The 22,058-nt window shown below is 71.9% G+C and carries 22 protein-coding genes; 9 read left to right on the forward strand and 13 right to left on the reverse strand.

From position 1 onward, the window contains the following. The first annotated feature begins 201 nt into the window (after window positions 1-201). The 4 genes from BH708_RS07165 (at window position 202) to BH708_RS07180 (ending at window position 5,791) form a co-directional block, all read left to right on the forward strand. Complete coding sequence (locus BH708_RS07165) at window positions 202-1,971, forward strand: WXG100 family type VII secretion target (RefSeq protein ID WP_076807730.1); 1,770 nt, start codon at window positions 202-204, stop codon at window positions 1,969-1,971. Window positions 1,972-2,098: 127 nt separating this feature from the next. Further along, window positions 2,099-3,196, forward strand: a complete 1,098-nt coding sequence (locus BH708_RS07170) for an S-(hydroxymethyl)mycothiol dehydrogenase (RefSeq protein WP_076807732.1) — start codon at window positions 2,099-2,101, stop codon at window positions 3,194-3,196. Then, the gene (locus BH708_RS07175; protein WP_076807734.1) at window positions 3,196-3,816 is read left to right on the forward strand and encodes an MBL fold metallo-hydrolase; all 621 of its coding nucleotides are present in this window, start codon (window positions 3,196-3,198) and stop codon (window positions 3,814-3,816) included. Before BH708_RS07170 ends, BH708_RS07175 begins: the two co-directional genes overlap by 1 nt. 382 nt (window positions 3,817-4,198) lie before the next feature. Continuing rightward, window positions 4,199-5,791 (forward strand): HNH endonuclease signature motif containing protein, encoded by a 1,593-nt coding sequence (locus BH708_RS07180; RefSeq protein ID WP_076807736.1) that lies wholly within the window; start codon window positions 4,199-4,201, stop codon window positions 5,789-5,791. A 63-nt stretch (window positions 5,792-5,854) separates the two neighbouring features. Here BH708_RS07180 and BH708_RS07185 read toward each other — a convergent pair whose 3' ends face one another. The 5 genes from BH708_RS07185 to infC are packed head-to-tail and all read right to left on the reverse strand — an operon-like array spanning window position 5,855 to window position 10,331. Next, window positions 5,855-8,119, reverse strand: a complete 2,265-nt coding sequence (locus tag BH708_RS07185; protein ID WP_083713356.1) for a cytochrome c oxidase assembly protein — start codon at window positions 8,117-8,119, stop codon at window positions 5,855-5,857. Further along, window positions 8,116-9,030: an RNA methyltransferase gene (locus BH708_RS07190; RefSeq protein WP_076807738.1), complete on the reverse strand. Its 915-nt coding sequence runs from the start codon at window positions 9,028-9,030 to the stop codon at window positions 8,116-8,118. Before BH708_RS07190 ends, BH708_RS07185 begins: the two co-directional genes overlap by 4 nt. 19 nt (window positions 9,031-9,049) lie before the next feature. Next, entirely contained in the window at window positions 9,050-9,430 is a 381-nt protein-coding gene (gene rplT / locus BH708_RS07195) for a 50S ribosomal protein L20 (RefSeq protein WP_076807739.1), read from the reverse strand. A 57-nt stretch (window positions 9,431-9,487) separates the two neighbouring features. Next, window positions 9,488-9,682, reverse strand: coding sequence for a 50S ribosomal protein L35 (rpmI, locus tag BH708_RS07200; protein ID WP_076807741.1), 195 nt, complete (start codon window positions 9,680-9,682; stop codon window positions 9,488-9,490). Window positions 9,683-9,704: 22 nt separating this feature from the next. Further along, a complete protein-coding gene (infC, locus tag BH708_RS07205) occupies window positions 9,705-10,331 on the reverse strand; it encodes a translation initiation factor IF-3 (RefSeq protein ID WP_076807743.1) in 627 nt (208 codons plus the stop codon). Between the two features lie 813 nt (window positions 10,332-11,144). Between infC and BH708_RS19995 the strand changes: the two genes are divergently transcribed. Continuing rightward, complete coding sequence (locus BH708_RS19995) at window positions 11,145-11,675, forward strand: DUF4352 domain-containing protein (protein ID WP_076807746.1); 531 nt, start codon at window positions 11,145-11,147, stop codon at window positions 11,673-11,675. A 92-nt stretch (window positions 11,676-11,767) separates the two neighbouring features. Continuing rightward, complete coding sequence (locus BH708_RS07220; RefSeq protein ID WP_076807748.1) at window positions 11,768-12,142, forward strand: DUF1844 domain-containing protein; 375 nt, start codon at window positions 11,768-11,770, stop codon at window positions 12,140-12,142. 79 nt (window positions 12,143-12,221) lie between these two features. Here the strand turns inward: BH708_RS07220 and BH708_RS07225 are convergent, their stop codons facing one another. From BH708_RS07225 to BH708_RS07250, 7 genes are all read right to left on the reverse strand, one after another. Next, window positions 12,222-13,121 (reverse strand): SseB family protein, encoded by a 900-nt coding sequence (locus BH708_RS07225; RefSeq protein WP_076807749.1) that lies wholly within the window; start codon window positions 13,119-13,121, stop codon window positions 12,222-12,224. Beyond that, window positions 13,118-13,852, reverse strand: coding sequence for a bifunctional 1-(5-phosphoribosyl)-5-((5-phosphoribosylamino)methylideneamino)imidazole-4-carboxamide isomerase/phosphoribosylanthranilate isomerase PriA (gene priA / locus BH708_RS07230; RefSeq protein WP_076807751.1), 735 nt, complete (start codon window positions 13,850-13,852; stop codon window positions 13,118-13,120). Before priA ends, BH708_RS07225 begins: the two co-directional genes overlap by 4 nt. Before the next feature lie 170 nt (window positions 13,853-14,022). Continuing rightward, window positions 14,023-14,181, reverse strand: a complete 159-nt coding sequence (locus BH708_RS20000; RefSeq protein WP_172805746.1) for a hypothetical protein — start codon at window positions 14,179-14,181, stop codon at window positions 14,023-14,025. Next, the gene (gene hisH, locus BH708_RS07235) at window positions 14,178-14,954 is read right to left on the reverse strand and encodes an imidazole glycerol phosphate synthase subunit HisH (protein ID WP_076807753.1); all 777 of its coding nucleotides are present in this window, start codon (window positions 14,952-14,954) and stop codon (window positions 14,178-14,180) included. Before hisH ends, BH708_RS20000 begins: the two co-directional genes overlap by 4 nt. Beyond that, window positions 14,951-15,595, reverse strand: coding sequence for a hypothetical protein (locus BH708_RS07240; protein ID WP_076807754.1), 645 nt, complete (start codon window positions 15,593-15,595; stop codon window positions 14,951-14,953). The genes hisH and BH708_RS07240 overlap by 4 nt, the downstream gene beginning before the upstream one ends. Beyond that, a complete protein-coding gene (hisB, locus tag BH708_RS07245) occupies window positions 15,592-16,221 on the reverse strand; it encodes an imidazoleglycerol-phosphate dehydratase HisB (RefSeq protein WP_076807756.1) in 630 nt (209 codons plus the stop codon). The genes BH708_RS07240 and hisB overlap by 4 nt, the downstream gene beginning before the upstream one ends. Then, the gene (locus BH708_RS07250; RefSeq protein ID WP_076810923.1) at window positions 16,218-17,351 is read right to left on the reverse strand and encodes a histidinol-phosphate transaminase; all 1,134 of its coding nucleotides are present in this window, start codon (window positions 17,349-17,351) and stop codon (window positions 16,218-16,220) included. The genes hisB and BH708_RS07250 overlap by 4 nt, the downstream gene beginning before the upstream one ends. A gap of 151 nt (window positions 17,352-17,502) precedes the next feature. Here BH708_RS07250 and BH708_RS20305 point away from each other — a divergent pair, with 151 nt between their 5' ends. Beyond that, the gene (locus BH708_RS20305) at window positions 17,503-18,069 is read left to right on the forward strand and encodes a DUF3054 domain-containing protein (RefSeq protein ID WP_253705504.1); all 567 of its coding nucleotides are present in this window, start codon (window positions 17,503-17,505) and stop codon (window positions 18,067-18,069) included. Window positions 18,070-18,339: 270 nt separating this feature from the next. Here BH708_RS20305 and hisD read toward each other — a convergent pair whose 3' ends face one another. Further along, entirely contained in the window at window positions 18,340-19,677 is a 1,338-nt protein-coding gene (gene hisD / locus BH708_RS07260; RefSeq protein WP_076807758.1) for a histidinol dehydrogenase, read from the reverse strand. 101 nt (window positions 19,678-19,778) lie between these two features. On the opposite strand from hisD, the gene zupT reads away from it, so the two are divergent. After that, the gene (zupT, locus tag BH708_RS07265; protein ID WP_076807759.1) at window positions 19,779-20,609 is read left to right on the forward strand and encodes a zinc transporter ZupT; all 831 of its coding nucleotides are present in this window, start codon (window positions 19,779-19,781) and stop codon (window positions 20,607-20,609) included. Between the two features lie 187 nt (window positions 20,610-20,796). Then, window positions 20,797-22,026 carry a hypothetical protein gene (locus tag BH708_RS07270; RefSeq protein ID WP_253705505.1) on the forward strand — a complete coding sequence of 410 codons (1,230 nt, stop codon included), beginning with the start codon at window positions 20,797-20,799 and terminating at the stop codon, window positions 22,024-22,026. The last annotated feature ends 32 nt before the right edge of the window (window positions 22,027-22,058 follow it).

The raw sequence follows: 22,058 nt of genomic DNA on the forward strand, positions 1-22,058 counted from the left end.
CGAGGTGATGGCGGTGCTCGTGGCGCCGCCATCACCATCGGCCGCGGCGACAGCGGACGATGCGTCGTCGCCGCACCTCTGCGCACGCCGCGACGAGATGAGCGCGGGGAGTTCTCCCCATGGAGTCGTGCATGCCTCGCTTCGTAGAGTGGGCGACGCGCCCCCTTCGCGACCGAACTCGACGAGGTGACGACGAATCCGATGAGCGATGCGATCACGCACGGTGCAGACACCGTGGGACTGCGTAGCCACGCCGAACAGATCGGCCGAGGCGCCCGGCGCCTCCACGATCTCCATGGCTCCCTGTCCGCCCTGGTGACCGCGTGCGCCTGGCACGGCGCGGACGCCGAGGAGTTCCGCAGCCGTTGGATCGGCACTGGCGGGCAGATGACCTCGTGCGGTTCCCGTCTCCAGGAGCACAGCACCGTGCTCGCCTCGGAGGCCGACCAGCAGGATCAGGTCTCTGCGGCCGCCGGGAACGGCGCATCGTCCCTCGGCGCACCCCTCGGGTCCACGCTGTCCGAGCTGCTCGGTCGCGGCGGCGAGCTGCTGGGCTCCGGCGCGGGGTGGAGCGACATGCTGGGCCGCGGAGACGCTGGGTCGACCCTGATGGGTGCCCGCATCGCCGAGGACGATTTCGACCAGAAGCCGGGCAGGGGCGGGAGGACGACGATCACGCTGCCCGACGGGTCGTCGATCACGGTGGGCGACGACGGCACGCAGACGGTGACGCTCGACGGGACGACGACAGTCGAGACCGAGGTGCAGACTCCCCGGGGGACGGTGACGACGTCGGTGCGGGTCGGCGACACGATAGAGGTGACCGAGACCGCCGACGGCACGCTCACATACACGTTCAAAGCCGTAGCGGAGCACTCGGGATCGGGCGAGGTCGACGGCACGATCTTCGGCGCCGAAGGCAGGGCGAGCAGCAAGGTCGAGCAGGTCTACAGCGTCACCGTGCCCAAGGGGACCGATGTCTCGGAGGCCATGCAGATCACACCGTTCGACCCTTCGTCGATCCCCCGCGGCGCCTCCGTGACGACCGGCACCGGTGTCGAGCAGAGCAGTTCGCTCTCGGTCAGCGGTGCCTACCGCGGTATCGAGCTGGGGCTCGGCGGGTCGATCGCGGAGGGAAGCTCCCGAACGCTCACGATCTCGCGGGACGCGGATTCCGGGAATCTCTCGATGCTCGAGGGGCCGACAGACATGACCTCCGAGGGATCTGCCGTGGAACTCGGCCGCGGCGACATGAAGCTCTCCATGGGCTCGAAGACGATCGACAGCCGGAAGGTGCTGGAGTACTCGGAGTTCAGCGACGACGGCGCCGGCAACGAGGCGTACATGAGGGCATTGCACCACGGCATGCCCGGCGACGAGTCGTCGCCCGGGGTCGAGGACCGCTACCGGCAGACGCATACGAGCACGGTCATCGAGGACGGCTTCGAGGTGGGCCACCAGGACGTCCTGGTCATCGGACGGAAGCACGTCGGGTACTCGGACGAACTCGTGGTGCGCGACCATCCCGACGGCTCACGGGAGTTCGCACAGCAGGTCCTTCCCCACGGCGAGGCCTCGAACAACTCCGTCATGGTCGAAGGCGGGACAGACCGGAAGACCTCGTACACGATGACTCTGGGCGACGTCCCCCGCACCCCTGGGAACACGGACATCCTGGCTGAGCACTGGGGTCAGTTCCAGCGCGGTGACGATCTGTCGATCTCGTTCTCGAAGGACGAGCTCTCGACCATGGAGGCGAATCGCGCCGCATGGCACGGGAACCCGGACCAATATCAGAACGAGACCGACTATCTCTCCTCGGTCGTCGCCACGGACGACCACCACGGCGCGCACCAGGTCGTCGAGGACGTGCTGCGCGATTACAACTACCGCCCCCGCGAAGCCGGGAACTGGCGTGATGCAGAACAGCTCCACGACGAGATCGATGCTCCGGGGATGGTCGTCGACTGACCACGCGATCGAGGATCTCGCGCACGTCCGCGCGCCGCGCGCACCGCAGCGGCCCGACGTACGACCAGCACCGACCGTCTAGGCTGGTGGGCAACACCTCCACCATCCACGAAAGTCAGGTGCACCCATGTCCTGGACCGTGAAGGGCGTCGTCGCCCGTGCCGAGAAGCAGCCCGCCGAACTGGTCGACATCGTCGTGCCGGACCCGGGGCCGAACGATGTCGTCGTCGACATCGAGGCCACCGGCGTCTGCCACACCGATCTCGCCTACCGCGACGGCGGCATCAACGACGAGTTCCCCTTCCTGCTGGGTCACGAATCCGCCGGTCGCGTCTCGGTGATCGGCGAGGACGTCACCCACGTGGAGGTCGGCGACTACGTCGTGCTGAACTGGCGCGCCGTGTGCGGCCAGTGCCGCGCTTGCAAGAAGGGCGTGACGCAGTACTGCTTCGACACCCACAACGCCTCGAAGCCCATGATGCTGGTCGACGGCACCGAGCTGACGGCTGCGCTCGGCATCGGCTCCTTCGCCGAGAAGACCCTGGTCCACGAGGGACAGTGCACGAAGGTCTCCCCCGATGCCCCGGCCGAGGTCGCCGGGCTCCTGGGCTGCGGTGTCATGGCCGGCATCGGCGCGGCGATCAACACCGGCGCCGTCCGGCGCGGCGAATCGATCGCGGTGATCGGACTGGGTGGCGTCGGCTGCGCGGCGATCGCCGGCGCGGAGCTCGCCGGCGCCACCACGATCATCGGTCTCGACGTCGACGAGAAGAAGCTCGCCGCCGCGGACGAGCTGGGGGCCACCCACACCCTGGCCACCGAGGGTCTCTCCCCGCAGCAGGTCGCCGAGAAGATCCAGGAGCTCACCGGCGGTTTCGGGGCCGACGTCGTCGTCGATGCGGTCGGCATCCCGCAGACCTACGAGACGGCCTTCTACGCACGTGATCTCGCCGGTCGCGTGGTGCTGGTCGGCGTCCCCCGCCCGGACGTCGAGATCACTCTGCCGATGCTGGACGTGTTCGGCCGCGGCGGCGCCCTGAAGTCCTCCTGGTACGGCGACTGCCTGCCCGAGCGGGACTTCCCGTATCTCACGGACCTGTTCCTGCAGGGCCGGTTGCCCCTGGGCCGCTTCGTCACCGGGCGCACCGATCTGCCCGGGGTCGACGCGGCATTGGACTCCCTGCACGACGGCGCGAACCTGCGCACCGTGGCGGTGGTCTCCTGATGACTCTCCGACTCGACCATGCCATCACCTCCGGCACCTTCAGCCTCGACGGGGAGACCCACGAGGTCGAGAACAACGTGTGGGTGCTCGGCGATGACGAGCAGTGCCTCGTCCTCGACGCCCCGCACGACGTCGCGACCGTTCGTGACCTGGTGGGCGGGCGCGAGTGCGTCGGCATCCTGCTGACCCACGCGCACGACGACCACGTGCGGATGGCCCCGGAGCTCTCCGAGGCTCTCGAGGCGCCGATCCTGCTGAACCCGGCCGACCGCGAGGTCTGGCAGCTCACCCACGGCGACCTCCCCTGGGACGGCGACGTCACTGACGGTGACATGTTCTCCCTGGGCGGCGTGGACCTCGAAGCCTTGCACACCCCGGGCCACTCCCCCGGCTCGACCTGCTATTACGTCGAGGAGCTCGGGGCGGTGTTCGTCGGGGACACCCTGTTCCAGGGCGGGCCCGGCGCCACCGGGCGCTCGTTCTCCTCGCGGGAGACGATCGAGCAGTCGATCCGGGAGCGCCTGTTCGCGCTGCCGGAGGACACGGTGGTGCACACGGGGCACGGCCCGGACACCACCATCGGTGCCGAGAAGGAGGCCGCTCACGGCGACTGGCTGTGAGGGTCCCTGGCGCTCGGTCCTGCTGAGCTCTCCCTGCTGCTGACGGCGGCGGTCGCAATCCTGCGGCCGCCGCCGTTCGTGTGGGCGGGCCCGCGAGGGCGGACACCTGGCGCTCGCGCGGCGCACCTGACACCCGGCACCCGGCACCCGGCACCCGGCACCCGGCACCCGGCACCCGGCACCCGGCACCCGGCACCCGGCACCCGGCACCCGGCACCGTAAATCATCTCCCTGTTCGAGACTGAATCGTCGCAGGCCACCTCCGGTTCAAGGTTGTCCACACCCCTTCGTTCGTCACACCCTCCTCTGTAGAATAGGTCACACATTCGATGATCCGGCGGGAGCAGAGTTCCCGCCGCAGAGCGCGAGGAGGCGAGAGGCGATGGGCGAGTTCGACGACAGCGCGGCACCGTTCCTGCTCGCACCTCCCAGCCCCGAGGCGGCCGCAGCGACGAGGCAGGCTTCGGCCCGGACACGGCGTCGCGGCGCGATCTCTCGCGACGCCGTTCGGCGGGCCGGGCTCACGAGCTCCCCGCGGATCGGGCAGAAGCTGGCCGAGCTGTGGGACAGCGGTCGGCAGGACTCCCGCCGCCTCGCCGTGCGGTACCGCGTCGTCATCGAGGCCTCGCAGGATCCGCTGGGTCCCGAGCTCGACAAGGACGCCGCGGCCATGGAGGAACTGCACGTCTCCCTCGCCCTGCGCTGCACGAGGGTGCAGGCGGCCCGCACGATCCGCGAGTCCCATCGCATCGGTGCCCTGCTCCCCCTCTGCCTCGAGCGGTTGGCCGAGGGCGACTTCCCGGCCGCGTGGTTCTCGACGCTGATCGAGCGCACAGGCGACCTCGAGGACGATGCCGTGCGCGGGGTGGATGTTGCGCTCGCGCACGCGGACCTCGCCGTGAGCCCCGAAGCCTTCTCCCGCCGCCTCGGCCACCTGATCACGGCCGCGACCGCGCACAGCGAGCTTCCCGAGCACGCGACGCCCGAGGCTCGTCGCCGCGTGGTCCTGGATCCGCCCCGGCCCGACGGCACCGGTTGCCTGCGCATCATCGGCCCGATCCCCGAAGTGCTGGATCTCAGTCGCCGTCTCGACCAGGCCGCTCATGCCGTGAAGAACGCCCAGCTGGCCGCGCTCGAGGACGGCGCATCGATCCCCTCTGATCCCGACGGCATGATCGAGAGCACCGGCCAGGTGCCGAGCCTCACCGCCACCCGGTACTCGGTCCTGTTGGGTGCGTGGCTCGACACCGACGGGATCGAGGTGCCGGCCGCCCGGTTCCGCATGACGGTGACGGTGCCGTTCCTGACGCTGCTCGGGGAATCCGATGCGCCCGGCACGCTCGACGGCACCACCCCGATCCCCGCGGACATGGCACGCGACCTGGCCGGCCGCGAGGACACCTGGTACCGGGTCCTGACCGACCCGACCACGGGCCGCTTCCTGCCCCTGGCCGCAGATCGCTACCGCCCGACGGCCGAGCAGCTGGAGTATCTCCGGTTGCGTCACCCCACCTGCGCGGTCCCCGGGTGCAACCGGCCCACTTCGTGGCTGGCCGAGGCGGATCACATCGAGGAGTTCGACCACGAGGACCCCGCCTCCGGCGGACGGACCGACGTGGCCAACCTGCACGAGCTCTGCCGCGAGCACCACCGGTTGAAGACTCTCGGTCTGCTGAATCCGGTCCGTGACGACCTCACCGGGAAGACCTGGTGGGATGTCTCCGGCATGCTCATGACGATGCAGGAGGACGGCCGTGACCTCGCCACCGAGCAGGTCGTGGCCGAGATGACCGCTGCCTGGGAGCAGTTCGAGGCCTCGCGGGCGATGCGCGCAGAGAGCACGCGACGACGGCGTGAGGTCCAGGAACGAGGACTGTCCCCGGGGGACGTGGTCACCGGGCCGGACGGGGAGAACGGATGGTGGGTCGGCCGCGACGGAGACCTGCACCCGCCCGGGCCGCCCCCGCCTTTCTGAGCCATTCCCGCAGCCCGGTCGACCGGGTTGCGGGGCCCGGCTCCACGCCGACTGCCGCACAGATCACGCGGGAGGCTCGGACACATCCTTCGTACGCTGGTCACGGAGCTGCGGCACGTCCTGTCCCGCCTCGCCCCGAGGCGCACCCGTCCTGGCGGTCGCCGGGCTCGGTGCTCCCGGCCCCGCTGCCTCAGGATCCGACATCGCACCAGGATCGGGTGCCCCGGACTCGCGGCCCGCAGTCCCCGGTGCGGCCTCCCCCAGACCTTCCGAGCCGTCGGCGTCTGACGCCGCCGACGGATCGGTGCCTGACGCCGCTGCCGAATGACCCACGACTGACGCGGCCACCGACGGTGCCGTCGGCGGCGGCGCGTCCCCTCGCAGGCTCGCGAGGTACGCGTTGTACGCCGCGAGCTCCGCTCCGCCGTCGCGCTCCGCCTTGCGGTCGAACTGGCGGGCCCGACGATCCTCGGACTTCATCCACATCGTGGCCATCAGGATCGCGTAGAAGAAGGTGGGGATCTCCGAGACGGCCCACATGATCGTGGCCCCGCGTTCCTGGATCAGCGCGAGCTGGTCGGTCGTGTACATCCCCAGCGCCCCGTACCAGTCCGGGGCGATCAGCCAGGTCGCGGAGACCAGCGCGACTCCGAAGAAGGCATGGAAGGCGAGAGTGACCAGCAGGGTGATCAGCTTCAGGATCGGGTTGATGGTCCTGGTGGACGGATCCACGCCGATCAGCACCCAGGCGAACAGATAGCCCGAGGCCAAGAAGTGCACCGTCATCAGCACATGTCCGACGTGCGTGTACATCGCCGCCTCGAACAGCGGCGAGAAGTAGAAGATCACCAGCGACCCGGCGAAGATCAGCCCGGCCACCGGCGGGTTGGCGACGAGCTGGGAGTACCGCGAGTGCAGCGCTGCGAGCACCCATTCGCGGATCCCGCGGGACCCGTCGGTCCGCGGCGCGACGGCGCGGGAGAGCAGCGTGACAGGTCCGCCGAGCACCCACAGCGGCGGCGCGATCATCATCATCGCCATGTGCTGGACCATGTGGGCGTCGAAGCGGAACCGACCCCAGGCGGCCACTCCCCCATTCGTCACCCACGCGAGGGCCACGCAGCCCATCACGAAGGCGAGCGTGCGATGCCACGGCCACGAATCGCCGCGACGCGCCAGGCGCACCACCCCGCTCACGTACAGCACGGCCAAGGACCCTGCGATCAGCAGCGCGATCCAGTCGGGCTGGAACAGCGTGAACATCGTGGCGGGGCCGAACTCCTGCTCCGGAGGCATGTAGCCGACCAGCGACAGGATCGTCAGATCACCCTCGGCGGGAATCTCCTGCGGCACCGGGGGTGCCGACCGGCCCAGCGCGATCGAGGCCCCGATCACCACGGCCATCACCACGCCCTCGGTCGCGGCCAGGTGGCGGAAGCGCAGCCGCTCCCCCAGTCGGCGCCGCTGGACGGAGCCGAGGCAGGCCAGGGTCACCAGTCCGATCGCCTTGACCAGCACCACGCGGCCGTAGTCGGTGCTCAGCAGCTCGCCCCAGGCGGACATGCGGATCGAGGCGCTGACCAGACCGCTGATCGCGAGGGAGGCGACCGCGGCCAAGGCCCACGGCGAGAAGCGGCGCACCGTCGTCGTCAACCGCTCGTCGTCGAGCCACGGCGCGATCAGGCCGATCACCAACAGCCCACCGGCCCAGACCGAGACGGCGACCAGATGCAGCACCATCGCGTTGACGGCATTGACGTGGTCCAGGCTCGCCCCGGCGTGGCCGGCGAGGCCCAGGGCGGCCACGCCGAGGCCGGCGAAGGCCAGTCCCCAGCAGGCCAGGACGGTGGATCGGGCGAGCGCGTAGGCGAGGGCGGTCAGCGCCGCGAGGACGGCGATGGTCAGCTGGGTCCGGCCGAGGTCCCCGTTCAGAGCGATCTGCCAGATGTCCAGTCCGGAATCGGCCCCGGCGGCCTCGAGCCCGCCCAGCGGGATCAGCGTCACGGAGGCCACGGCCCACAACAGGGCGCCGGCCGCGCCGAGGCGAACCGTGCGGCGCCGCACCGGGTCCAGGGCGGTCGCATCACGTCGGCCGGGGCCCGGCAGCAGCAGCACGGCGGTCCCGCCCGCGCCCACGGCGCACAGCAGGCCCAGATGGTGCAGGGCGCGCACGACGGGCATCCCCCAGGTGACCAGCGGCGAGGCAGGGACGAGGGTGGCGGGTTCAGCGGCCCCGGTGGCGAAGAGCCCGACCAGGGCGCTGGCGACGGTCAGGACGAGCAGTGCGGGGACGGCGAGCGCGGCGATCCGCAGGACGCGGGAGTTCATGCTCCCGCCCGTCGTCGCCGCATCGTCTCGAAGAGGCAGACCGTCGCCGCGGTGTGGACGTTCAGGGACTCGGCGCGGCCGGCGAGCGGGATGCGCACCGCCAGCGGGGCCGCGGCCAGGGTGTCCTCGTCCAGGCCATGGGCCTCGTTGCCCAGGATCCAGGCGATCCGCTCTGGCAGGTCGGCGGCGAACAGCTCGGTCCGTGCGTAGCCGCTGGTGGCGGCCGCGGTGATGTTCGAGGCGGCGAGGGCCGTCATCAGCTCGGCGCTCTCGGCGCCGGTGATCACCGGGAGGTGGAACAGGCTGCCCACGGAGGCGCGGACGGCCTTGGGGGCGTAGGGGTCGGCGCTGGTGCGGGTGAGCACCACGAGATCGGCGCCTGCGGCGTCGGCGGTGCGGATCAGGGTCCCGACATTGCCGGGGTCGCGCACCTCGTGCAGCACGACCACCGTCGCGGGCCGGCCCGCGGCGACGTCACCGATCGCGGAGACGGCCCCGGCGGGATCCGGGGCCGGAAGGGTCCCGACCGCGAGCACACCCTGGGGGCTGACCAGCGCCCCGGCGCCGTCGGGCGCTTCGGCCCCGGGTGGATCTGCGTCGGGGGCATCGGCGTCCGGTGCGGTCTCGCGGACCATGGCGCGCAGGATGCGGTCCTCGACCTCGTGCACGGCGACGCCCGCATCGGCCGCGAGGCCGGGGAGATCGGGATGGCCGGTCGCGGCGCGAGCGGTGGTGAACAGCTCGAGCGCCAGGTCGGGCCGGTGGGTGAGCAGGGAACGGACCGCCTGCGGACCCTCGACGCGGAACCGGTTCTGCTTGCGACGCGCAGAGCGCCCGGTCAGCGCCGCCACCGTCCGCACCCGCTCGGAGCGGGGGGAGGTGATCGGGGGCTGATCCGGGCGCTCGGTCATCGCGTGATGATGCGCGATGTCAGGCTGCCGGCGCGTTGACGTCCTTGGGGAGGGCGTTCTTCGCGACCTCGACCAGGGCGGCGAATGCCGGAGCATCGTTGACCGCGAGCTCGGCGAGCATGCGACGGTCCACCTCGACGCCGGCCAGGCCGAGGCCCTGGATGAGGCGGTTGTAGGTCAGACCGTTGGCGCGGGATGCCGCGTTGATGCGCTGGATCCAGAGCTGGCGGAAGTTGCCCTTGCGCTTCTTGCGGTCGCGGAAGTTGTAGGTCTGCGAGTGCAACACCTGCTCCTTCGCCTTGCGGTACAGACGCGAGCGCTGACCGCGGTAGCCGCTGGCCTGCTCAAGGATTTCCCGACGCTTCTTATGGGCGTTGACCGCCCGCTTCACGCGTGCCACGTGATACTCCTTCGATCGTAAGTTCAGGGCGCGGAAGTCGTGCTCCCGCGTGGGCGATCAGCGGCCCAGCAGCTTCTTCATGCGCTTGACGTCGGCCTTGTCGACATTCGTGTCGCTGCCGAGACGGCGCTTGCGGGTGGAGGACTTGTGCTCCAGCAGGTGGCGAGCGTTCGCCTTCTCACGCATGAGCTTGCCCGAGCCGGTCACGCGGACGCGCTTCTTGGTCCCGGAATGGGTCTTGTTCTTCGGCATGTGCCTGTTCTCCTTCGTACGTTCAGGACGCGGAGCCGGTGTCGGCGTCGGCCGCGGAGTCGGACGAGGAGTCCTTCTGCCGGGCGGCGGCCTTCTCGGCGTCGGTCTTGCGCTTGCGGGCCTCGGCCATGGCCTGGGCCTTCTTCTTGTGAGGCCCGAAGACCATCACCATGTTGCGGCCGTCCTGCCGCGGATGGGACTCGACGAAGCCGTACTCGGCGACGTCCTCGGCCATGCGGCCCAGCAGCTTCACACCCCGCTCGGGACGGGACTGCTCGCGCCCGCGGAAGCGGATGATGACCTTGACCTTGTCGCCGCCGTCAAGGAACTTCTCAACATTGCGGCGCTTGGTCTCATAGTCATGGGTGTCGATCTTCAGGCCCATACGGATTTCCTTCTGGACCGTGTTCGCCTGGTTCTTCCGCGACTCACGGGCCTTCAGGTTGGCTTCGTACTTGTACTTGCCGTAATCCATCAGGCGGGCGACCGGCGGGTTCGCGCCGGGTGCGACCTCGACGAGGTCGAGATCTGCTTCCGCGGCGAGACGCAGGGCGTCCTCGACACGGACCTCGCCGACCTGTTCGCCGGCGGGCCCGACCAGCAGGACCTTGGGGACCCTGATCTGACCGTTGATGCGCTGTTCGCTGATGTTGGCTCCTCACCTTGGTTCGAGTCGGACACGACGAAGGCCCCCGCTTCATGCGGAGGCCCCAAGGTGCAGGGCGCCGGAGCGCCGACCGGACCGTACGGCCCGATGTCCGGGCGCGCTGGCCCGGCTGCGATACTGACCCGGCGGCTGTTCGCTCCGGCCCGAAGGACGTGAGCGGGTTGCTGCAAGGTGGGAAGGGACTCCACTTGAGGAACGACGTGACGAGGGTTTCGACCTGTTCCAGTCGTCTATCCTAGCAGGAGCGTCCGCGCAGTCCAGGTGATGTGCGTCGCGTCCACGAGCGGCGACCGGTGAGGAGTTCGGGTGGGTATCGACCGAGGCGCTGGCGAGGAGCCTGATCCGCCCAGCGGAGCGTCCCCCTCGTCGGCCGATGCGCCGGACCCTGCCGGAGACGGGACGTCGCCCCGCACCCCGCCCGGCCCACGACAGCAAGGCGGCGAGCAGCCCTGCTCCGAGCAGCCCCGCTCCGCGCCGGAGTACGACTATGGCGCACCGGACGCAGGCGCGGCCGATGACACCGCAGTCCCTGACGGTCCGGCAGGCCCCGGTGGTCCCGCAGGCTCCGGTGGCCCGGCACACCCCGTCGACGCAGCCGGCACGGATCCCGGATCCGCGACGCCCCCGGCGTCCGAGCTGCATCCCGAGACCGGCCTGCGGCCGGGCACCGCGCCCCGTGCCGTGCTGCGCCCGGTGCCCGACGGCTTCCCGACCCCTCCGCCACGTCCGGCGCGGCCGAACCGTCGCCCCGCGCCGAAGACCGACCCGGAGCAGCCCTCGCGGTGGCGACCGGCGGTGATCATCTCCGTGGCCGTTGTCGCGGTGCTGGTCCTGGTGGTCGCGATCGGTGGCAGCATCATCGTCTATCGCGCTCTGAGCCCGGACTCCTCCGACGCGGCGTCCCCTGCGGCCACGGCGGAGGAGCCCGGCGCCGGCGGCGAGGTCGCGATCGCCGACGTGACGGTCCGGGAGGTGAGCACCGAGAGCGGCGTGCGCGAAGTCGGCGGTCCCGGGTCGGGCGCGCAGGAGCCCGAGGGCGAGTTCGTCGTCGTCACCGTCGAGGTGACCAACGATTCGGACTCCTCCGTCTCGATCGACGGGCGCGAAACGCTGCGCACCGCGGACGGGAAGACCCACGAGGCCGATTCCGAGGCCTCCGGGAAGTACGTCGCCGAGAGCGTGGCGTTCGGCAAGATCGCCCCGGGCGAGAGCGGCACCTTCCATCTCGTCTACGACGTCCCCATCGGCGCCGAGCCGACGGAGCTGGAGCTCGACTTCAGCGAGAACGCCGCGGTCGGTGCCGGCGTCCTCCCCCTGGGCGGCTGACCCCGCCTCGACCGGCCGACACACCACAGCCCGCCTCAGTTCCCGCCGCGGCCACCGCCGGTGACCGCGCACCCCGAGCACGAAGGAATTCCATGAACGAGAACCACGTCCACGATCTCGCCGAGCAGAACGATGAGGCCGACGAGGCGCTGCGAGACATCTCCGAGGTCGCCGCGGTCGAGATCATCACCTCAGCCTGCGTGCACCTGATGAGCGCCGCCGCGGTGAAGGTGGGCCTGGCGGAGGACGAGGAGACCGGTCAGTACCAGGACCTCGCCGAGGCACGGAAGCTGATCACCTCGCTGGCCGGGCTGGTGACCGCCGCGGCCCCCGAGATCGGCAACGAGCACGCGCGGTCGCTGCGCGATGGGCTGCGGTCCCTGCAGCTGGCCTTCGCCGAGGCGCTGCCGTTCCCGGACGATCCCGGTCAGGCCCCGGGCGAGAAGTACACCGGGCGAGTCTCCTGACCGGACAGGTCACCGGACCGGACAGATCGCCAGGCCGGCCCTCGTCGCCTGACCGGCCCTCGTCTCCCGAGCGAGCGGCTCAGGTCCCCAGCACGAGGCGCAGGGAGCTGATGCGTTCGGCGACCAGCGCATCGGCGCCGAGCCGGGTGGAGACCTCGTCGACCACGGCTCGGACCTGGTCCTTGGTCAGCCCTGGGCGCAGCCTCAGGTGGAGGTCGACCTCGCTGCGCTCCCCGGCTCGTGCGGTGAGCTCGAAGACGTGATCCGTCGCCTCGGCCAGACGGTCCAGCGCTGCGGCGAGATCGGGATCCAGATGGGGTGGGATCCATTCCCTGCCCTGCGCGAGAGCCCACAGCACCGATCGGGGCAGCAGGATCGGTCCGCTCTCGCCGGCCACGTCGTCACGGCCCTCGCCCGCTGCGCCCTGTCCCTCGTGGCGCTGCCCTGCCGTGTCGCGGCCCGCCGCGTGACGTCCGGACGCGGCATCGACCAGCAAAGCGGTGCAACCCTCCTGCACGGCGGCCTGCGCCGCCTGCGCAGCCACCACCGGTACGGGGCGGGCGTCGGTCCGCCAGGCCGCCAGCTGCGCGACCGACGAGAAGATCGGCAGCACCATGGACCCGTCGGATGCGGTGATCGAGACCATCGCCATGTCGGCGCCGTTGTCTCCGGTCAGTCCGTGCGCGGTGGTTCCGGTGTCGGTGGCGACCGCCATGATCGGCACCAGCACCCGGTTCGCGGCGAGCGCGGTCACCAGTGCCTGCCGGTGCGGATCCGCGCCCATCCGGTGGTCGCGGAGAGCCCGGGCGAGCTCCGGCGGGGCGGAGCCGTCGTCGTCCGGGAAGGGGCTGACGGTGTAGTCGCGTCCGGCCCAGGGCACGCCGGCGGTGTCGGTCAGCGGCGACTTCTCGCGGAAGTGGGCGGGCAGCGAGCGGTGCGCCTGCTCGGCGCGCCCGCTGCGATCGGGCTCCTCGCTCACGCCCGCCCCGCGACGTCCAGCGCCTCGCCCATCGTGAAGGCCTGCGCGTACAAGGCCTTACCGACGATCGCGCCCTCGACACCTGCGGGCACCAGCTCGCGCAGCACGGCGAGGTCCTCCAGCGAGGAGATCCCGCCGGAGGCGACGACCGCGGCGTCGGTGCGGGAGCAGACCTCGCGCAGCAGGTCGACGTTGGGCCCGCGCAGGGTGCCGTCCTTGGCGACGTCGGTGACGACGTAGCGCTGGCAGCCGGCTTCGTCCAGGCGCTCCAGGGTTTCCCAGAGGTCGCCGCCCTCGCGGGTCCAGCCGCGGGCGGCGAGCGTGGTGCCGCGCACGTCGAGCCCGACGGCGATCCGGTCACCGTGCTCGGCGATGATCTCCGCGGTCCACTCGGGGTTCTCCAGGGCTGCGGTACCGAGGTTGACCCGTCGGCAGCCGGTGGCCAGCGCGGCCGCGAGGGACTCGTCGTCACGTATGCCGCCGGAGAGCTCGACGTTCATGTCGACGGCGGCGACCACCTCGGCCAGCAGAGCGGCGTTGGAACCGCGACCGAAGGCGGCGTCGAGGTCGACCAGGTGCAGCCAGCTCGCGCCCCCGTCCTGGAAGGCGAGAGCGGCCTCCAGCGGCGCGCCGTAGGCGGTCTCGGATCCTGCCTCGCCCTGGACCAGGCGGACGGCCTGGCCGGACTGCACGTCGACGGCGGGGAGCAGCTCGAGCACGGGAGCGGTCATGGGGTGCCTCCTGGCGGCGGGGTGTGTCGGGGTCGATGCCGGCGGTGGGACCGAGGTCTCCGGTGGGGATCGTGAGGTCAGGTGGGGATCGTGAGGTCAGGCGGGATCGGAGTGCGAGGTCCGGGTGGGGGTGGCCGGCGAGCCCCGTGGTCCGTGGGCGGCCGACGGTCTCAGCCGCTCTGGATCCTCCAGAGCGACGCGCCGATGCAGGCCAGGCCCGCCAGCGCCATGGCGACGACGGCCCACCAAGGTTTCTTCGAGCGATAGAAGGACCAGGCGCCGCCGAGGACCATGCCCCCGGCGAACAGCAGCAGGAAGGCGTAGATCATCGGGGGCGTCCTTCGGGGCTCGTGGCCGATGCGGCCGCGTCCGTCGCACCGGACGGTGCCGACGATGCGGCCGTTGCGGCCGCGTCCGTCGCCGGGGCCGTCCGGTCTGCGTCGGCGGCATCTCGGCGGGGCAGGGTGCGCAGCCAGTTCGCCAGCAGCGCCGCCCCGGCCTTCCCGGACTTCTCGGGGTGGAACTGGGTCGCCGTCAGCGCCGAGTTCTCGACGGCGGCGACGAAGCGGTCGCCATCGTGCTCGGCCCAGGTCACCAGGGGTGCGGAGAGAGAACCGATCTGCTCCATCTGCCAGGAGCGGGCCGCATAGGAGTGGACGAAGTAGAAGCGCTCGGCCTCGATGCCCGCGAACAATCGCGTCCCCGTCGGGGCCTCCACGGTGTTCCAGCCCATGTGGGGCACGACGGATGCCTGGAGCCCGGTGACCTCGCCGGGCCACTGACCGAGTCCCGTGCTGCGCGTGCCGTGCTCGGTGCCTGCGTCGAACAGGATCTGCAGACCGACGCAGATGCCGAGGACGGGCCGGGCTCCTGCCAGGCGGCGCTCGATGATCCGGTCCCCGCCCACGGCCCGGACCTGCTCGATGGTGGCGGCGTAGGCCCCGACGCCGGGGACCACGAGGCCGTCGGCGGCCAGGGCGTGCTCCCGGTCCGCGGACAGCTCGACCTCGGCGCCGGCGGCCTCGAGGGCACGCACCACGGAGCGGACGTTGCCCGAGCCGTGGTCCAGGACCACCACGCGGGCGGCGGACTGCGCACTCACTTCTTCTTGCCCTTGCCCGCGATCCACGACAGCGCCTCGGCCCGGGTGATCGTCGCGGGGTCGATGCCCTCGTCGAGCTCGCCGAGGTCCGTCGCGCCGAGCAGCAGCTCCTCGACGACGTCGTCGACCGCGCCGAGGACGATGGCGGGCGAGATGTCCTCGCCGCGCTGGCCGTTGCGGTAGCGGGTGGCGGTCATGCGGTCGCCGCGGCGCCAGAACAGCACGATGCCGTTGCGCTGCAGAGCGGCCGAGGCGATCGCCGCGAGGTCATGGGCAGCGGTCTCTGCCAGCGCGCCGACGGCGATCGCGCCGGTCCGGGTGTCGAGAGTGCGGCTGCCGGCGGGGATGTCGATCCCGTCGGTGCGGGCCTCGCGGCCCAACCGGATCGCCCCGGCGAGCGCCGTGGCCGAGGCGACAGAGGTCGCGACCACGGCCATCGTGGGCTCCTGGTCGTCCTCGGTCCCGTCGGAGAGCACGTCCTCGACGGTCAGCGGAGCGTCGTCGAAGGAGAGCCCCTCGGTGAGGCGGGCGAACTCGGCGTCGATGTCGTCGGCCGGCGGGCCGGACGAGGTGGGGTCCTGCCCGTCGGCAGGCTCGTCGTGGGAACCCTCGTGCGGGTCGCGGGGGTCGGCGGTGCTCACAGCGCTCCCTTCGTGGAGGGCACGTCCAGGACACGGTCGTCGACGGCGCACGCGGCGCGCAGCGCGCGGGCGAGGGCCTTGAACTGCGCCTCGACGACGTGGTGGGGGTCGCGCCCGTCGAGCAGGCGGATGTGCAGGCAGATCGCGGCGTGGTGGGCGAACGACTCGAAGACGTGACGGGTCAGGGAGCCGGTGAAGTGCCCGCCGATGAGGTGCAGGGCCTGCGCCTCGCTCTCGCCGGAGTGCACGCAGTAGGGGCGGCCGGAGAGGTCGACCACGGCCTGGGCGAGGGACTCGTCCAGGGGCACCATGGCGTCGCCGAAGCGGGCGATGCCCCTCTTGTCGCCCAGCGCTTCGCGCAGCGCCTGGCCGAGCACGATCGCGGTGTCCTCGACGGTGTGGTGCGCATCGATATGCGTATCACCTGTCGCCGACACTTTCAGGTCGAAGCGGGCGTGGGTGCCCAGTGCCGTGAGCATGTGGTCGAAGAACGGCACGGAGGTGGAGATGTCCACCTGGCCGGTGCCGTCGACGTCCAGGGTGACCTCGACGGAGGACTCCCGGGTGGTGCGGGCGATGCTGGCGCGGCGGGACGGACGGGCGGCGGCGGAAGCGGGATCGGTCATCGGGGGTCGGCCTCCTCGAGGGCAGTGCGGAATGCGGCGTTGTTCTCGGGCGTGCCCACGGACACACGCAGCCAGCCGTCGGGGCCGACGGCCCGGACGAGCACGCTGCGCTCGAGGAGGGCCTCGAACACGGCGTCCCGGTCGGCGAAGGTGCGCAGCAGGATGAAGTTCGCGTCGGACGGCGCGACCGCGTGGCCGCGCCCGGTCAGGTGCGCGGCCAGGGCGTCGCGCTCGGTCCGCAGCAGCGCGACCTTCCCCAGCAGTTCCTCGCGATGCGCGAGCGCCGTGCGGGCGACGGCCTGGGTCACGGCCGAGAGGTGGTAGGGCAGACGCACGACACGCACGGTGTCGACGACAGCCGGGTCGGCCACCAGGTAGCCCAGCCGTGCTCCGGCCAGGGCGAAGGCCTTGGACATGGTGCGGGTGACCACGAGGTTCGGATGCGCATCCAGCAGCGTCAGCGCGCTGGGCACGCCGTCGCGGCGGAATTCGCTGTAGGCCTCGTCGACCACCAGCAGGCTGCGGGTCTCCGCCAAGGCGTCTGCGGCGGCCTCGACGACGTCGAGCGTGAGCGCGGTTCCGGTGGGGTTGTTCGGGCTGGTCAGGACCACGATGTTCGGGCGGTGCGCAGCGATCGCCGCGGTGACGTCCTGCACGGTCAGAGCGAACTCGGGGGCCGGGCCCCGCTCTGCGGTGACCCAGTCGGTGTAGGTGTCGCGCGCGTACTCGGGATACATGGAGTAATGGGGGGTGAATCCCAGCGCGGTGCGGCCGGGGCCGCCGTAGGCCAGCAGCAGCTGGTGCATGATCTCGTTGGAGCCGTTGGCGGCCCACACCGCCTCGGGGGCGGGGGCCGGGACGTCGGACTCGGCGGCGAGGTAGTCCCCGAGGTCGGCGCGCAGGTCGAGGGCCTCCCGGTCCGGGTAGCGGTTCAGGCCGACGGCCGCCTCCGCGGCCGCGCTGCCGATCGCCGCGGCGAGCTCCGGGGAGGGCCCGTAAGGGTTCTCGTTGACGTTGAGCGCATGCTCGACCTCGAGCTGCGGGGCGCCGTACGGGGCGGCGCCCACGATGCCGTCGCGCGGCACGGGCAGCGCGGCAGGGGCCGTGGTCGGAGCAGAGCTGTCGGGCATGGTGCCCATCGTAGTTCGGGCGCGGCCCCGACACCTCTCCCGCCCACGGTCCAGACGACCCGGAGCCCGACCTCCGCGACGGACGTGGCACCCTTCACAGCTCCGGCCCCCGCTGGGAGGGCGGGCCAGGTGCCGGAGATAGCCTGGGGCGATGTTCCGTTCCCTGGGTGCCCTGGTCGGCGACCTGCTGGTCGTCATCCTCTTCGTCACGATCGGTTTCCTGCAGCACGGCACGCCGCTGACCTCGCAGAACATCATTCTGGTGGGGTGGCCTTTCGCCGTCGGCGTGCTGCTGGGACATCTCGCGATCCGCGCCTGGAACGCGCCGTTCCGGATCTGGCCCCACGGCGTGTTCGTGTGGGCGATCACGCTGGCGGCCTCCATGGCGATCCGTACCCTCTTCTCCTACGGCACCGAGGTGTCCTTCATCATCACCACCGCGATCGTCACCGCCGTGCTGATGCTCGGCTGGCGTGCGGTCGCGCTGTTCCTCACGCGCGGAGAGCGGACGCGGCCCCGGGTCGTCACCGGCGCCGAGGCAGCGGAGATCCACCGGGCCGATGCGAAGGCGGCGGGGAACGACCAGGCCGAGGCGTCGGGGATCGACGGCGACGAGTCGAACACGACCGCATCGAGCGGGACCGCGGCGGACGAGACCGAGGCGGGCGTTCCGGCCGAGGCCGACCTCCCTCCGTCAGGACGCGACACCTCCCGCTGAACCTCACCCGGCGACCGGACGACACTGCCGACACTCCGCGCGGCACCGTCCGTTCCACCGATCCAGCACGGTGCTGAGACGAATCGGTGGAACGGGCGCGCGTGTCGCGGCTCCCGAGTGGCCGTCTCGAGCCGGGAACACGGCACGCGCCACCGCTCCCGACGGACCGTCACGAGCCGGGGCACGGTCGCTCCGCGCCACGGCTACCGGTTGGCCGTCACGATCCGGGACCCCATCTCGCCGCCCGCGGCTGCTGGCTCCGCCCGCGGCTCAGTCGTCGAAGCGGACGTCGATCGCGGTGCCGTGGGCGGGCAGGCCCTCCGCCGTGGCGAGGGTGGTGGCGGCCTCGCGGGCGCCGGCCAGCGCGCCCTGGTCGTAGTGGACGACGTGGATGCCGCGCAGGAAGCTGTGCACGCCCAGGCCGCCGTTGAAGCGCGAGCTTCCGCCGGTGGGCAGCACATGGTTGGAGCCGGCGGCGTAGTCGCCCAGGCTCACCGGGCTGTGGGGGCCGACGAAGACCGCGCCGGCATTGGTGACCCGGGCGGCCACGGCGGCGGCGCCGGCGGTCTGGATCTCCAGGTGCTCGGCGCCGTAGGCATCGACCACCGCGAGGCCCTGGTCGAGGTCGGCGACGAGCACGACGCCGCTCTGCTCTCCGCGCAGCGCCTCGTCGATGCGGTCGCGGTGCCGGGCTGCGGGAACCTGCCGGGCGAGCTCGGTCTCGACCGCACGGGCGAGGGCCTGATCGTCGGTGACCAGCACACTGGCGGCGAGCGGATCGTGCTCGGCCTGGGAGATGAGGTCGGCGGCGACGTAGGCGGGGTCCGCGGTGGCGTCGGCGAGGATCGCGATCTCGGTGGGTCCGGCCTCGGCGTCGATCCCGACCCGCCCGCGCACCAGGCGCTTGGCGGCAACGACGTACACGTTGCCCGGGCCGGTGATCAGATCGACCGGATCCAGCGACGCGCCGGCGCCGAGGTCCTCGGCGCCGTGGGCCAGCAGGGCGATGGCCTGGGCGCCGCCGGCGGCGATCACCTCGGTCACCCCGAGCAGAGCGCAGGCGGCCAGGATCGTGGGGTGCGGCAGCCCGCCGAACTCCTTCTGCGGCGGGGAGGCGAGCACGATCTGTTCGACGCCCGCGACCTGGGCAGGCACCACGTTCATCACCACGGAGCTGGGAAGCACCGCGCGACCGCCCGGGACGTACAGTCCCACCCGGCGCACCGGCACCCAGCGCTGACTGACCGTGCCGCCGGGGACGACCTCCACCGTCTCCTCCGGCCGCGCCTGCGCCGAGTCCACGCGCCGCACGCGATCCGCGGACTCCTCGAGCGCTCCCCGGATCGCCGGGTCGAGCTCGTCGAGCGCGCGCTGCAGTTCGGCCTGCGGGACCCGCAGGTGCTCGGGGCGCACCCCGTCGAAACGCTCGGAGGCGTCGAGCACGGCGGCTGCGCCCCTGGCCGCGACGTCGTCGACCACGGGGCGCACCGCGGTCACGGCGGCCTCGACGTCCAGTTCCGCGCGAGGCAGCGCTGCGACGAGCTCGGCGGAGGACAGGGTCCGCGAGCGCAGGTCGGTCACAGCGAGGAACGGGGCAGGTTCGGGCATGGGGTCAGTCTAGAAGGGCACCGCCGACACGGCACGCCGTGCCCACGGCGCGGAAGGGTGTCCTTCACGGTCCCGGTCGCCGCGACGATTAGGGTCGTCCCGTGCTCGTCGCCTTCCTCCTCACCCTCCTCGCCGGTGGTGCCACCAGTATCGGCGCCGCCCTCGGCGTGCTCGGTCGCGGCACGAATCCCAAGGTGCTCGGCGGCGGCCTCGGGCTGTCGGCCGGGGTGATGCTCTACGTCTCCTTCGTCGAGCTCATGCCTCAGGGCGCGCAGATCCTCTCCGACGCAGAGGCGGTCACCACCCGCGGCACGGCGCTGGCGGTGCTCTCCTTCTTCATCGGCATCGCACTGATCGCCGTGCTGGACCGCCTGGTGCCGGAATCCGTGAGCCCGCACGAGTTCGCCGGCCGCATGACCGGCAGCGAGGGTCACGCCGAGGTGCGCGATGCCCTCGAGCAGGCCGAGGACCGGGCCCTGCGGGCGCGGCTGCTGCGCACCGGGGCCGTGACCGCAGCCGCCCTGGCCCTGCACAACGTGCCCGAGGGCTTCGCGACCTTCGTGGCCGCTCTGCAGGCCCCCGAGATCGCGATCCCCGTGGTGGTGGCGATCGCCGTGCACAACATCCCCGAGGGCCTCGCGGTGGCGGTTCCCGTCCGCCGGGCGACCGGGTCCCGGGCGAAGGCCTTCTGGCTCGCGACGATGACGGGGCTGGCCGAGCCGGTCGGTGCGGTGATCGGGTTTCTGCTGCTGGCCCCGCTGCTCGACGGCGGTGCCATGGGCGCGATCCTGGCCGGGGTGGCCGGAGTGATGGTGTTCGTCTCCCTGGACGAGCTGCTGCCGGCGGCCGAGGAGACCGGTGAGCACCACGCGGTGGTCTACTCCCTGATCGCGGGAATGGCGATCATGGCGCTGACCCTGCTGGTGCTCTGAGTCCCTACCGGCGCACCGAGGCCGTGCTGGTGCTCTGAGTCCCTACCGGCGCACCGAGGCCGTGCTGGCGTTCTGAGGCCCTGCTGGCGCTCCGACGCTTCTGGCGCTGCGAGCGGGCACTCCGGTACGTTCCTGCCTCAGGGGACGCCCCGGAACGATCCGGGACCATCATGCTGAGGGGGATGACATGCGGCAGCACACCGGCGGCCTGCGCGCCTCGCCGCGCTCCCTCTCCCCCACCGCGACCGGGCACGATCACCACCGGGCATCGCGCTCCTCCGGCGCGCGACGTCTCGGGCGCGCACTGGCCGCCTCGGCCCTTCTGCTCACCCTCGCCGCCTGCGACGGCCTCCCCCGCGACCAGGAGACGACGTCGGCCGCTCCCGCACCCGACACGGACCCTGCCGAGGTCGAACAGTCCGAGCCCGTCCCCGTGGACCCCTCCTGGCTCTGCTCCCCCGGCGGGGGTGAGGAGGCGCCCTCCTACACCCCGGAACCGGGCGTGTTCAACCCCGAGTCCGTGCGGGCCGAGGGCAGCACCGTCACCGTCGCCGGCGGCTTCGCCCTCGAGGAGGGCTACGAGTACGGCGGCTTCGCACCCGACGCCACGATCGTCCCCGCGGACCCCGCGCACCGCGGCGCCCCGTCCGACGGGTACGACGGGACGCTCGGCACCGAGGGCGCCCCGGCTCCCCCGATCGTGGTGCGCGAGAGGGTGGAGGTGCCGGGCGAGGGCGCTGCCCCGTCGACCGCGACGGCGCAGCTGACCCTGGGCACCTGCGAGGACGCCCCTCTGCCCGATGGCCAGTACCTGCTGTCCCTGCGAGGGGGCCGGGTCGACGGGCCCGGCCCCGGAGAGGACGGCTGGAGCTCCTCGCGCGACGTGATGCTCGACGTGGTCGGCGGGGAGCTCGAGACCGTGCCCGGTGCCCTGGAGGCCGCCGACGGGGAGGTCCCGGCGGATCTGACCCCGCTGACATGCCGCGCGCCCCTGGAATCCGTCGGGGACGGCGACGGGCTGAGCGTGACCGTCTCGCGGCAGGAGTCCAGCGTGTCCACGCTCGTGCCCGAGGAGGAGGTCGGCGTCTCCGTCGATGCCCGCGTCACCGTCACCTCGACGGACCTCGGCACCCGCGCCCTGCTGCAGGGGGTGGTGCTGACGAACCCGTCGACCGGCACCGTGGTCGCCGGGGCGCGCAATGCGCAGGCCGTCGGCCTGCAGTGGATCGGCGAGGAGGGCGTGGCCACCGCCGAGTCCACCTGGACCACCCGAGAGACCTGCACCCGCGTCCCGCTGGATCCGGGCGATTACACGGCGCACGGCTTCGCGGTCACGGTCGACGACGAGGGGGCGACCCATGTCGTGCTCTCGGATCCCTGGACGGTGGAGGTCGTCGAGGAGGATGCCCCGTCCTGAGCAGGTTCCGCCGGGGATGCCGGCCGGGGCGG

The organism is Brachybacterium sp. P6-10-X1, assembly GCF_001969445.1.
Classification (GTDB): Bacteria; Actinomycetota; Actinomycetes; order Actinomycetales; family Dermabacteraceae; genus Brachybacterium.

Excerpts from the sequence above, each read along its gene's own strand:
- rpmI (WP_076807741.1), bottom strand. The coding sequence starts at position 9,682 with ATGCCGAAGAACAAGACCCATTCCGGGACCAAGAAGCGCGTCCGCGTG.
- hisD (WP_076807758.1), bottom strand. The coding sequence starts at position 19,677 with ATGCCCGAACCTGCCCCGTTCCTCGCTGTGACCGACCTGCGCTCGCGG.
- BH708_RS20305 (WP_253705504.1), top strand. The coding sequence starts at position 17,503 with ATGTTCCGTTCCCTGGGTGCCCTGGTCGGCGACCTGCTGGTCGTCATC.
- BH708_RS07180 (WP_076807736.1), top strand. The coding sequence starts at position 4,199 with ATGGGCGAGTTCGACGACAGCGCGGCACCGTTCCTGCTCGCACCTCCC.
- hisB (WP_076807756.1), bottom strand. The coding sequence starts at position 16,221 with ATGACCGATCCCGCTTCCGCCGCCGCCCGTCCGTCCCGCCGCGCCAGC.
- BH708_RS07220 (WP_076807748.1), top strand. The coding sequence starts at position 11,768 with ATGAACGAGAACCACGTCCACGATCTCGCCGAGCAGAACGATGAGGCC.
- BH708_RS07175 (WP_076807734.1), top strand. The coding sequence starts at position 3,196 with ATGACTCTCCGACTCGACCATGCCATCACCTCCGGCACCTTCAGCCTC.
- BH708_RS20000 (WP_172805746.1), bottom strand. The coding sequence starts at position 14,181 with ATGATCTACGCCTTCCTGCTGCTGTTCGCCGGGGGCATGGTCCTCGGC.
- BH708_RS07270 (WP_253705505.1), top strand. The coding sequence starts at position 20,797 with ATGCGGCAGCACACCGGCGGCCTGCGCGCCTCGCCGCGCTCCCTCTCC.
- BH708_RS07190 (WP_076807738.1), bottom strand. The coding sequence starts at position 9,030 with ATGACCGAGCGCCCGGATCAGCCCCCGATCACCTCCCCCCGCTCCGAG.
- BH708_RS07185 (WP_083713356.1), bottom strand. The coding sequence starts at position 8,119 with ATGAACTCCCGCGTCCTGCGGATCGCCGCGCTCGCCGTCCCCGCACTG.
- BH708_RS07165 (WP_076807730.1), top strand. The coding sequence starts at position 202 with ATGAGCGATGCGATCACGCACGGTGCAGACACCGTGGGACTGCGTAGC.
- BH708_RS07250 (WP_076810923.1), bottom strand. The coding sequence starts at position 17,351 with ATGCCCGACAGCTCTGCTCCGACCACGGCCCCTGCCGCGCTGCCCGTG.
- priA (WP_076807751.1), bottom strand. The coding sequence starts at position 13,852 with ATGACCGCTCCCGTGCTCGAGCTGCTCCCCGCCGTCGACGTGCAGTCC.
- BH708_RS07170 (WP_076807732.1), top strand. The coding sequence starts at position 2,099 with ATGTCCTGGACCGTGAAGGGCGTCGTCGCCCGTGCCGAGAAGCAGCCC.